This is a genomic window from Microbacterium sp. FG3, from assembly GCF_057809335.1.
The window spans coordinates 25,006-36,061 of the sequence record NZ_JBMDJT010000027.1; the positions used below are offsets into that span (position 1 = coordinate 25,006).

General features: G+C 70.6%; 10 protein-coding genes. 7 read left to right on the forward strand and 3 right to left on the reverse strand.

Going from position 1 to position 11,056, the window contains the following annotated elements; translation table 11 throughout:
- Positions 1 to 45: 45 nt before the first annotated feature.
- A complete protein-coding gene (locus tag ACODR5_RS09765) occupies positions 46 to 1,425 on the reverse strand; it encodes a tyrosine-protein kinase domain-containing protein (RefSeq protein ID WP_488983499.1) in 1,380 nt (459 codons plus the stop codon).
- Positions 1,426 to 1,464: 39 nt separating this feature from the next.
- Complete coding sequence (locus ACODR5_RS09770) at positions 1,465 to 2,952, reverse strand: sugar transferase (RefSeq protein ID WP_488983500.1); 1,488 nt, start codon at positions 2,950 to 2,952, stop codon at positions 1,465 to 1,467.
- 371 nt (positions 2,953 to 3,323) lie between these two features.
- Here ACODR5_RS09770 and ACODR5_RS09775 point away from each other — a divergent pair, with 371 nt between their 5' ends.
- Positions 3,324 to 3,851 carry a helix-turn-helix domain-containing protein gene (locus ACODR5_RS09775; RefSeq protein WP_488983501.1) on the forward strand — a complete coding sequence of 176 codons (528 nt, stop codon included), beginning with the start codon at positions 3,324 to 3,326 and terminating at the stop codon, positions 3,849 to 3,851.
- A complete protein-coding gene (locus tag ACODR5_RS09780; RefSeq protein WP_488983502.1) occupies positions 3,848 to 4,399 on the forward strand; it encodes a PIN domain-containing protein in 552 nt (183 codons plus the stop codon). Before ACODR5_RS09775 ends, ACODR5_RS09780 begins: the two co-directional genes overlap by 4 nt.
- Positions 4,400 to 4,605: 206 nt before the next feature.
- Here ACODR5_RS09780 and ACODR5_RS09785 read toward each other — a convergent pair whose 3' ends face one another.
- Positions 4,606 to 5,193: an arsenate reductase/protein-tyrosine-phosphatase family protein gene (locus tag ACODR5_RS09785; protein ID WP_488983503.1), complete on the reverse strand. Its 588-nt coding sequence runs from the start codon at positions 5,191 to 5,193 to the stop codon at positions 4,606 to 4,608.
- 199 nt (positions 5,194 to 5,392) lie between these two features.
- On the opposite strand from ACODR5_RS09785, the gene ACODR5_RS09790 reads away from it, so the two are divergent.
- The 5 genes from ACODR5_RS09790 to glmM all read left to right on the forward strand — a co-directional run bounded on the left by ACODR5_RS09790 (position 5,393) and on the right by glmM (position 10,945).
- A complete protein-coding gene (locus tag ACODR5_RS09790) occupies positions 5,393 to 6,241 on the forward strand; it encodes a CPBP family intramembrane glutamic endopeptidase (RefSeq protein ID WP_488983504.1) in 849 nt (282 codons plus the stop codon).
- Positions 6,242 to 6,487: 246 nt separating this feature from the next.
- Entirely contained in the window at positions 6,488 to 8,140 is a 1,653-nt protein-coding gene (locus ACODR5_RS09795) for an HNH endonuclease signature motif containing protein (protein WP_488983505.1), read from the forward strand.
- 479 nt (positions 8,141 to 8,619) lie between these two features.
- Positions 8,620 to 9,066, forward strand: coding sequence for a 50S ribosomal protein L13 (rplM, locus tag ACODR5_RS09800; protein ID WP_449854907.1), 447 nt, complete (start codon positions 8,620 to 8,622; stop codon positions 9,064 to 9,066).
- A gap of 26 nt (positions 9,067 to 9,092) precedes the next feature.
- Positions 9,093 to 9,572: a 30S ribosomal protein S9 gene (gene rpsI / locus ACODR5_RS09805; RefSeq protein WP_449854908.1), complete on the forward strand. Its 480-nt coding sequence runs from the start codon at positions 9,093 to 9,095 to the stop codon at positions 9,570 to 9,572.
- A gap of 14 nt (positions 9,573 to 9,586) precedes the next feature.
- Positions 9,587 to 10,945, forward strand: a complete 1,359-nt coding sequence (glmM, locus tag ACODR5_RS09810; RefSeq protein WP_488983506.1) for a phosphoglucosamine mutase — start codon at positions 9,587 to 9,589, stop codon at positions 10,943 to 10,945.
- Positions 10,946 to 11,056 lie beyond the last annotated feature (111 nt).

The following is an 11,056-nucleotide window of genomic DNA, read 5'->3' on the forward strand; positions in this document are numbered from 1 at the left end:
ATGGGCCCCACACTGGCAGGTGTGCGTGGATGGGCGATAACGCCGCTACTTTGACCCTACTGCGTGTCCATATCCGTACCCATATCCGTAGTTGTATGAGTACCCGTACGCGTCCGCCCCGCGCGTAGGAACCATCGTCAAAGCAATACCCGCGACTTTCGCCCCGACGTTCTCGAGGTTCTCGAGAGCCTGACCGAGCTGCTGGCGCGAGGTACGCGATGCGGCGACAGCCACGATGGCGCCAGCCGTCTCCCGAGCGAGGATCGCCGCATCGGTCACGGGCAGCAATGGCGGCGCGTCGATGATCACAATGTCAGCGGCCTGGGCGACGGTGTCGAGTAGGTTGCGCATCTGCTTGGAGCCGAGCAACTCGCTCGGGTTCGGGGGCACCTTACCTGCGGGGAGAACGAGCAACGTGCGGTTGCCCCACTGCTGGAAGACGTCTTCTACCTCGGCGCGGCCGATGAGCACATCCGTGAGACCAACGCCGCCCTCGATGCCGAGGTACTCGGCTACCTTCGGCTTGCGCAGATCACCATCAATGAGGATGGTGTTCTTCCCCGCGTCGGCGAGTGCGATCGCCAGGTTCACGGCGGTAGTGCTCTTGCCTTCGCTCGGGATGCTCGAGGTGACGGTGAACACCTTTCCGCCGTCAAGCTCGATGAACTGCAGGTTAGTGCGAAGCGAGCGGAAGGCCTCGCTACGGGGGTTCTGGGGGTCTTCCTTCATGATGATGGGGCGGGTTTTGGCCTGCGGGTCCATCGGGATCGCACCGATCACCGGCTGATCGGTGACGTGCTGGAGATCACGGAGCGAACGGATTCGGGTGTCGAGGGTCGCGCGAAGCACCGAGACTCCAACGCCGAGCGCCAGGCCAACAAGGGCCCCCAACGCGACGTTCAAGGGGATGCGGGGCGAGGAAGGGCTCGGCGAAGGCTGGGCCTGGGTTACCTGAGTGATGTTGACGGGGGCATCCTGCGCGCCTGGGAGGGTTTCGGCCGAGTTCACCGCATCGGTCAAGCTGGCGGACACCGCATTAGCGATATCGGCAGCTCGCACCGGGTCCTCGTCGGTGACGGTCACAGTGATGATCGTCGTGTTCAGGTCGTTACTGACGGCAAGCCGGTCGGCGAGGGTCCTTGTCGAGTCATCGAGGCCGAGTTCTTCGATGACCGGGTCGAGAACCCGCGGCGTGGTGGCGACCTTGACGTAGGTGGCCATGCGGGCCTGCGTGTAGTTGTTGCCCTGCTGTAGCTCTGAGGCCGAGTTGCCCGTCTGCGAACTGAACATCACCTCGCTGCTCGACTGATACATCGGTGTCTGCAGAAGCGAATAGGTCGTGGCGGCACCAGTGCCGAGCAGCGTCAGCGCAACGATCAGGATCCAGTTCTTCCGCAGAATGCGCAGGTAGTCGCGAAGCTCCACGTGTTCCTTTCTATCCTGAGCCCGCGTGGATCGCGGAACTCAGGCGGCGGTCTCGCCGGGAGCGAGCACGGCTTTGACGGTTCGAAGCAGAATCAGGGCGTCGCCGAGCAGACTCCAGTTCTCCACGTACGACAGATCCAATCGAACCGTATCCTCCCAGGAAAGCGTGGAGCGACCCGACACCTGCCACAGGCCGGTGATGCCGGGCTTCACCAGGAAGCGGCGGTGCACATGCGTGGCGTACTGCTCCACCTCGCGCGGCAGCGGCGGGCGCGGGCCCACGATGCTCATCTGACCCACCAGCACGTTGAACAGCTGCGGCAGCTCGTCCAGGCTGTAGCGGCGCATGAACCGGCCCACTCGCGTCACGCGTGGGTCGTCCTTCATCTTGAACATCACCGAATTGCCGGCGTTCTGCTTGGCCTGCAACTCGGCCAGGCGCGCCTCGGCGTCGACCACCATGGAGCGGAACTTGAGCATGTGGAACGGGTGGCCCTTGCGGCCCACGCGCTCCTGCCGGAACAGGATGGGGCCGCGCGAGGTGGCCTTGACGATGAACGCCAGCACCAGCAGCACGGGGCTGAGCAGCACGATGAGCAAGCCGCTGAGGGTGATGTCCATCGTGCGCTTGAGCACGCGCTGGCCCACGCTGAGGTTGGGCGTCTCCACGTGGATGAGCGGCAGGCCCGCCACCGGGCGCGTGTGGATGCGCGGGCCGGCGATGTCGGTGAGGCTCGGGGCCACCACGAGGTGCCGGCGCCCCTGCTCGAGCGACCACGAGATCTGCTTCACCCGATCGGGCGGCAGCTCGTCGGCCCCGGTGATCACCACGGTGTCGGCCTTCGAGCGCTCGATCGCGGCGGGCACGCCGTCGAGGTCGCCGATCACCGGGATGTTCGTGCCCGGCAGATCGGTCGACGGCGCGCGCCCCGGCACGCACGCGGCGATCACGTGGTAGCCGGCGTGCGGGGCTCGCGCCAGTTCCCTCGCCACGTGCAGCGCCGACGCCTCCGAGCCCACCAGCAGCACGCGCTGGCTGAAGTCGCCGTGCTGGCGCTTGGCGTTGAGCCACTGGCGCCACAGCCAGCGCGTGAGCATGAGCACCGCGATGCCGGCCGGCAGGCTGATGAGCAGGTAGCCGCGCGCGATCTGCCACTGCAGCAGGTACGCGACGATCGCGATCCATGCGAACAGCACGAAGCTGCCCTGGATCACGCGCCGGTACTCCTCGAAGCCCACGCCGGTCACGCGGAAGCTGCGGCTGTCGTTCAGCGACAGCGCCAGTACCCACAGGATGACGAGCACCGTCGAGGCGAGCGTGTACGAGACGGTGATGGGGAGCTCATCGGATCCGCTGATCTGCGAATCGAGGCCGATCCACGCGATCTGGGTGCCGAAGACGACCCAGATCAGCGCCGCCGCGTCGGTGATCGCGAGGCCGATGGCGTAGAGGCGCTGCCAGCGCCGGGCGATCGGCTGGGTGAGGACCGAGCCGGTGGAAGACTCCTCGACGAACACCCGATCCATCTGGGCAGTATCCAGCACCGCGGGAGCGGGCTCACCGGTTTCGGGAGCGTCCGCCGCGGGTGCCGTGCTGCGGGGGTCTGTCTGCGTCTCGACAACATTGTCGGGGGCGACGCCAGACGGGCCGGGGGCATTCATCGATTCATTGCACCCCTTTCCGCATGGCCCTTGAGACGCCCACGATAGACCGGAGGGGTGAGGTCGTGGGTGAACTTTTTGGAAATACCCTTATATCCCCGGGGAGTTGGGTGGTCGGGGTGAGTGGGGCGTGTTATTGGGGGTGCTGTTGTTCGCGCGGGTTGCGGTGGTCGCTTCGCTCGGTCGACGGGCTTCGATGTTCGATTTTTTCGTTTTTCCCGAGTAGCATGGAGGGCATGAGCACCTCTATCGGCAGGACGCGTGGTGCCAGCAAGGCACAGACCTACCTCCCCGAGGCTGATGCCCGCGAGGAGATCCTCGACTTCGCCGAGCTGATGCGCGAGCTTGAGATGTTCCTTGCGCAGAACCCCTCCAAGGCTGCGCTCGTCGATCCCAGAGGGAACGCTCGCCCCATCCCCGATGAGATCTTCCGCATCCTCGACCAGGTGACGAATGCGCTCGCTGCGGGCGAGGGGATCACAATCGTGCCGCAAGGCATGACCATGACGACACAGCAGGCGGCAGACTTCCTCGGGATCAGTCGTCCGACGCTGGTCCGCCTGCTCGAGGCCGGCGACATCCCTTACGACAAGCCCGGCCGTCACCGTCGTGTCCGTCTGGAGGACCTGGTCACTTACCAGGCGAACTTCCGCGCCGAGCGCCGCGCCGCGCTGCGTGACGTGCAGCGTGCGAGCCTTGGATCGAAGGTGCAGGTCGGCAAGCCGGCCGATGTGAACCGCCTCGCGGAGCTGAATGCCGAGTGAGCTTTCCCGCCTTCTTGGACACGAACGTTCTTTACGGGGCGCTTCTCAACGACTTCATTCTCGAGCTCGCTGACCGCCGACTGTTCCGGCCGCTGTGGTCGAAGGACGTCCTGCTCGAGCTGGCGGCGAACCTCGTGAAGAACGGCGAGGAGCCGGCCCTGGTCGAAAAGCGGGTCGGCACGATGGAGCGCTACTTCGCCGACGCGATGGTCACCGGCTACCGCGATCTGGTGCCCACAATGACGAATCACAGCAAGGATCGGCATGTCCTCGCGGCCGCGGTTCGCGGCGGCGCCGAGGTGCTCGTGACCTTCAACACGCGGGACTTCCCGCCTGACTCCGTGAAGCCATTCGACCTTGAAGTCGTGCACCCCGACGACTTCCTCCTCGACCAGCTCGATCTCTACCATGCACCCACGCTCCGTGCTCTTGTCGAACTCGTTGAGGCCTACGACTCGCCGGCGATGACGGTTGACGACTTTCTGCTCGCGCTCACTCGCGCCGGCGTGCCGAAGTTCGCGGACGACGCCCGCTCGAAGCTGTACTGAATCCGTCCTGGCAGCATCCGTCACGCTCGGGGCGCGAACGGAGGGATTTGCCAGGGTCGCTTCGCACCTCGACGTCGGTGCTCACTTGGCGTGCTTCCGGCCGAGGAGCGCGGCGCGCGCACGCCCCAGATCGCTGGCGGGGTGGGGGCCCGGCGCTTCGCGCGGGGGTCGCGGTGCGGGCCCGCGGGGGTTGGGCGGTGCGGCGGTCAGCGGACGGCGGCGCGGATGAAGCGTTCGACCTGGTCCAGGGCCGGGAGAAGCTGGCGGGCCTGCTGCTGGTAGACCGCGTCGCTCTGGCGATACGGATCGATCACGTCATCCATCGTCGCGTCCTCGGGTGGGCCCACCACGCCCCGCCGGTTCGCGAGTACCCGCAGCGCCGCGCGCAGCCTGCGCTGCGGATCGGGCCCCGCGGCGGCCTGCGCGATCTCGGCGTCGGGCATGCCCTGCGCCAGCCGCGCGAACTCGCGCACCGTGAACGCGCGGCGCAGCAGCGCCGGGCTCAGCTCCACCACGGCGCGGCGGTGATCGCGGGTCATCGCGAGCACCAGATCGGCCTGCGCCGCGATCCCCTCCGTGAGGTACCGCGCCCGGTGCGCGTCGACATCCTGCCGCGGCGCACCCGCCGCCATCGCCAGCTGCGCCGTCTGCGGCGTGAGCGGATCGCCCACGAGCGCACCCGTGCCGGCGCTCTCGACGCGCGCACCCAGATCAGCCAGCCGGCCGCGCAGCACCATGGCGGCCAGCGCCGAACGGCACACGTTGCCGGTGCAGACGGTGAGGATCTCGATCATCGCGCGGCGCCTCCTCGGCAAGGGCGGGCCGCGGCGCGGGTGGGGTGCGGGGTTGCGGGGTGCGGGGTTGCGGGGTGTGGGGTTGCGGGGTGCGGGGTGTGGGCGCGGGCGGGGTGCGGGCGTGCGGGGACGGCGCGAATCGCGGACGCGGCAGGGGGTCGGAGCATCGGGGGCTGCTCTCTCGGGTAGTTTTGGGCGCGTGGGGCCCCAGGATAGCGGCGACGGCGACATGGATCGCAACACGCGCGGAGCGGATCTGTTCGCATCGGAGCGCGTGCGCCGCGTCATGCCCGCCGCGCTGCTCGACGACGACGAGGGCGTCGACGAACCCAGGCGGGCGTCGGGCGGCACCCGCACGTGGCTGGAGGGCAGCGGCACCGCCCGCGCCTGGAACGGCACGGTGCTCGCCTACGCCGCCTTCGCCGTCGGAGCCGGCATCATCCTGTCGGTCGCTGCCCGCGTCTACCTGCCCACCGCGACCGGCCAGCTGCTCTCGGTGCTCGCGCTGTGGGTGGGGATGGCCGTGCCCGTGGTCATCGCGATCCGCCGATCCCGCCCGCGCGGCCTCTTCCGCTTCCGCGCCACCGACATCCTGTGGGGACTCGGCCTGGGCGTGCTGCTGCGCATCGTGCAGGGGTGGCTCGAGACGGCCGCCGGCGGCACCGGCGGGCTGCCCTCGTACCCCACCCTCGACGGGCAGCTCGGCGCGGCCTGGCTGATCACCGGCCTGCTCGGGCCCGTGCTGATCGCGCCGCTCGTGGAGGAGCTGCTCTTCCGCGGCGTGGTGCTGGTGACCGTGTACCGCACCGCCCGGCGCGGCCTCGAGGCGGGCATCCTCGCCGTCATCGCCTCGGCCGGCACGTTCGTGGCCATCCACTCCGTCAACGGCGTGGCCCGCTGGGACGAGCCCGTGTACCTCGCGCTCGTGGGCATCACCTGCGCCGTGCTCGTGCTGCTCACCGGGCGGATCTGGGGAGCCGTGCTCGTGCACCTCGTGTTCAACGGGATGTGGGTGGGGCTGGCCCTTGTGGGGACGGGGTTGGGGTAGAGGGGCTTGGGGGCTTTGGGGCTTGCGGGTCGGGCTTGGCTTGCGGGCTTGGCTCGGGGCTTGGGGGCTTGGGGTTGGGCTCTGGGGCTTGCGGGCTTGGCTTGCGGGATTCGCCGCGTCATCCTGATCCGGCTCGCTTCGTCCACAGGGATGGTGCGAGCATGAGTTATCCACCGATTTCGGTTTTCCGCGTCTGACGGGGGATATCCGCCTTCGAATGTCGGTGGCCCGGCGGAGAATTGCCGCATGAACTTCCTCGCCGACCTCGAGCAGCGGATCGACTCCGTCGCGGCGTTCGCCGCGGTCGACGTCGCCGATGTCGCGCGGCAGTCGGATGAGGTGGTGGTGCGCCTTGTCGAGCTCGGGGTCATGCTGGCGCGAGCCGGCGAGCGGCTGCAGACGATCGCGGCGGGCGTGGCGGCGTCGAGGTCGACGCGCGCGGCCGGGCACGGCGGGCTCGCGCAGGCGCGGGGGTACCGCAACGTGGTCGCGCTGCTGCAGGAGGTGTCGGGCTCGTCCCGTGCCGAGGCCGCCAAGCACGTGCGCGTGGGCGAGTCGCTGCTGCAGACGGCGGCTGCGGCCGAGTCGCCGGGCGCGACGGGATCGGGCGATGGGCCGGCACCCGGCGAGGCGTTCGGCCTCGTGGGCGGGGCCGACGGCGGCGAGGGATCGGATCGGGTCGGCGGGGACGGGGCGGATGGGTCCGGGCTGCCGGGGGTGGGCGGTGCCGCGGACGGCGCGGGCGGCGCTGCCGAGGTGGGCGGCGCGGGTGGCGCGGGCGAGGTGGGCGGCGCCGGCGGCGCTGGTCCGGCGAGCGGCACGGCGCGGGAGCTGCCGTGGCATGCGCCGGTGGATGCCGCGCTGCTCGACGGCCGCGCGACCGCGGCGCAGGCCGACGCGATCCTGCGCGGGCTCGGGGAGCCGCCGGTCGAGCCGGGCGAGGACCGCCCCTCGTCGGCGGCGATCGAGGCGTGGCGGGTCGCGGGGGAGCAGCTGCTGGACGAGACGGCGATCCGCACGGTGGAAGATCTCGGGGCGGCGGCGCGGCAGATGCGCGACCGGCTCGACCCTGCGGGCGCCGAGGCGCGGTACCTCGCGCGGCACGAGGCGCGGTCCTTCCGAATGTGGACTGACCCCGACGGCATCCATCACGCGAAGCTCCGCTTCGACGACCACGGAGCCGCGTGGATGCGCGCGATGGTCGATTCCGCCCTCCGTCCGCGGCGAGGCGGGCCGCGGTTCGTCGACGCCGCCGAGGCCGACAAGGCCAGGGCCATGGTCGACGACCCGCGCTCGAACGAGCAGCTCGCGTACGACCTCGTGATCGACGTACTGCAGGCCGGCGCCACGGCCGGCGCCGAGAAGGTGTTCGGCGCGCGCCAGCCCGGGGTGCGGCTGGTCGTGGTGAAGGACGAGCTCAACGCGCGCGACGCCTCCGGGCGGCCCGCCGGCGTGGGGCACCTCGAGGACGGCGGCGAGACGGTTCCCGCAGCGGCGGTGGAGCAGGCGATCTGCGGCGCCGGCGCGGTGCCCGTGACGGTCGACAGCTGCGGCAACCCGCTCGACGTGGGGCGCGAGCAGCGGCTGTTCACCCCGCGGCAGCGGATCGCGCTGGCCGTGCGCGACGGCGGGTGCCTGTGGCCGGGCTGCGTGATGCGCGCGTCGTACTGCGAAGCCCATCACATCGACGAATGGGCGGCGCACGAGGGGCGTACCGATGTGGAGCGGGGCGTGCTGCTGTGCAGGTACCACCACATGAACCTGCACCACCGCGGCTATCGCATCCGGCGGGATGGCACAGGCCCGCTGATGCTGCATCCGCCCGACGGGCCGGGCACCGAGCTGCGCCCCCAGTCGCCCCTGCGATGGCGATGGGGCCCGCCCACCCGGGCGGCGTGACCGCCGACGCGGGCCGCGTGACCGCCGCGGGTCAGCAACCCGGGGGTGCGGTTTCCGGTGCGGGCGCGGGTGCGGCTGCGGGCGCGGGCGCCGCGAGCGTCGGTCCGGGGGCCGGGCGCCGCGTCGGGCCGGCGCGCGGACGGGCAGGGGGTCGAGCTCTGGGGCGGGTGCCGGTGTCTCCGGGGCGGGCGCGCAGAGTGCGGGCGCGGGCGCGCGGGCGGGTGCCGGCGCGGGCGGGCGGGGTCTTCGGTGCGGGGCGCGCGTCCCGGGGGCGGACACGGGAGCAGGGCGAAGCGCCAGGGCATCGCGGGGACGGTTCGCGGATCGGGCCCTCGTGCGATAGGATGACTCTTTGGTGTCCACTGCGGGCACCGCGAACGTGAGCCCTCCACCGTGCGGGTTCCGGATCCATCCGGTCCGGAACAGCCACAGGAGCGGGATTCACGAACGTCTCCGTTCGAACAGAAAGCAGCACTACTGTGACGCGCACTTACACCCCGAAGGCCGGTGAGGCCCAGCGTGAGTGGCTCGTGATCGACGCCACCGACGTCGTCCTCGGCCGCCTCGCCTCGCACGCCGCCGCGCTCCTGCGTGGAAAGCACAAGGCGACCTTCGCCCCCCACATGGACATGGGCGACTTCGTGATCATCGTGAACGCCGAGAAGGTCGCGCTCACGGGTCAGAAGCTGCAGAAGAAGCTGGCCTACCGCCACTCCGGCTACCCGGGCGGCCTCAAGTCCGTCTCGTACGCCGAGCTCCTGGAGAAGAACCCCGTCCGCGCCGTCGAGAAGGCGATCCGCGGCATGCTGCCGAAGAACACCCTCGGTCGTCAGCAGCTCGCCAAGCTGAAGGTGTACGCCGGTGCCGAGCACCCGCACGCCGCCCAGCAGCCCAAGACGTACACCCTCGACCAGGTCGCGCAGTAAGCGCCGCCGCAGCTAAGGACTTCATCGTGGCGAACGACACCACCGACTTCCCGCAGAACTACTCGACCGAGACCCCGGACGCCGAGGTCGCCGCCGAGGCTCCCCGTCCGGTCGTCAGCGTCCCCGGCGCGGCCGTGGGCCGCCGCAAGGAGGCCATCGCGCGCGTGCGCCTGGTCCCCGGATCGGGCACCCTCACGATCAACGGCCGCACGTTCGAGGACTACTTCCCGAACAAGCTGCACCAGCAGCTGATCACCGACCCGTTCACCGTGCTCAACCTCACGGGCGCGTACGACGTGATCGCCCGCATCTCGGGCGGCGGCCCCTCGGGCCAGGCCGGCGCGCTGCGCCTCGCCATCGCCCGTGCGCTGAACGAGATCGACCGCGAGAACAACCGACCGACCCTGAAGAAGGCCGGGTTCCTCACGCGCGACGCCCGCGTCATCGAGCGCAAGAAGGCCGGCCTCAAGAAGGCCCGCAAGGCCTCGCAGTTCTCAAAGCGCTGATCGGACCGGCTCCGATGCCGCTCTTCGGCACGGACGGCGTGCGAGGGCTTGCCAACGGCACCCTCACCGCCGACCTTGCTCTCTCCCTGGCCCAGGCGACCGCGGTCGTCCTGGGCCAGGGGCGGTCGGCCGAGGCGCGTCGCGCCGCCGGCCGCCGCGCGCGCGCCGTCATCGCGCGCGACCCCCGCGTCTCGGGCGAGTTCCTCTCGGCCGCCGTCTCGGCGGGCCTGGCCTCGTCGGGCGTCGACGTCTACGACGCCGGCGTGATCCCGACCCCCGCGCTCGCGTTCCTCATCGGCGACTTCGACGCCGACTTCGGGATCATGATCTCCGCGTCCCACAACCCCGCGCCCGACAACGGCATCAAGGTGTTCGCGCGCGGCGGCGTCAAGTTGCCCGACGTCGTCGAGCAGCGCATCGAGCGCTACCTCGACCGCGAGCGGTGGCTGCCCACGGGCGCCGACGTGGGGCGGATCCGGCGCTTCTCCGACGCCGAGGACCGCTACCTCATGCACCTGCTCGCGTCGCTGCCCAACCGGCTCGACGGCATCCACGTGGTGCTCGACTGCGCCCACGGCGCGGCCTCGGGCGTCTCGCCCGACGTCTTCCGCGACGCCGGCGCCCGCGTCACGGTCATCGGCGCCGACCCCGACGGGCTCAACATCAACGACGGCGTCGGATCGACGCACCTCGAGCCCCTCGCCGAGGCCGTCGTGCGCCTCGGCGCCGACGTCGGCATCGCGCACGACGGCGACGCGGATCGCTGCCTCGCCGTCGACGCGAACGGCCGCGTCGTGGACGGCGACCAGATCATGGCGATCCTCGCCGCATCCATGCACGAGCGCGGCGAGCTGACGAACGACACTCTCGTCGCCACCGTCATGAGCAACCTCGGCCTGCACGTGGCCATGCGCGAGCGCGGGATCACCGTGGTGGAGACCGCGGTCGGCGACCGCTACGTGCTCGAGGCGATGAGCGAGGGCGGGCACGCCCTGGGCGGCGAGCAGTCCGGCCACGTCATCATGAGCGAGTTCGCCACCACCGGCGACGGCGTGCTCACCGGCCTGCACCTGGTGGCCGAGATGGCGCGCACGGGCCGCTCGCTGGCCGAGCTCGCGTCGATCATGACCGTGTACCCGCAGGTGCTCGTGAACGTGCGCGACGTCGACAAGGCGCGCTGCGCCGACGACGAGGGCGTGCAGGCCGCCGTGCGCGCGGTGGAGGCCGATCTCGGCTCGACCGGGCGCGTGCTGCTGCGGGCCTCGGGCACCGAGCAGCTCGTGCGCGTCATGGTCGAGGCCGCCGACGAGGCGACGGCACAGCGCCACGCCGACGAGCTCGCCGCCGTCGTCCGCGACCGCCTCGCGCTGTAGACGCCGCACGGCGCCACTGCCTCGACTCGCTGCGCGCCTCCGGCCGACGAGCGATCTTGCTGTGGTCGCTTCATCTTCGTTCGCTGGCGCTCACTTCGTTCAGCAACCGAG

Coding starts and splice junctions, on each gene's coding strand:
- ACODR5_RS09770 (WP_488983500.1), bottom strand. CDS start 2,952: ATGGATCGGGTGTTCGTCGAGGAGTCTTCCACCGGCTCGGTCCTCACC.
- ACODR5_RS09775 (WP_488983501.1), top strand. CDS start 3,324: ATGAGCACCTCTATCGGCAGGACGCGTGGTGCCAGCAAGGCACAGACC.
- ACODR5_RS09785 (WP_488983503.1), bottom strand. CDS start 5,193: ATGATCGAGATCCTCACCGTCTGCACCGGCAACGTGTGCCGTTCGGCG.
- ACODR5_RS09795 (WP_488983505.1), top strand. CDS start 6,488: ATGAACTTCCTCGCCGACCTCGAGCAGCGGATCGACTCCGTCGCGGCG.
- glmM (WP_488983506.1), top strand. CDS start 9,587: ATGCCGCTCTTCGGCACGGACGGCGTGCGAGGGCTTGCCAACGGCACC.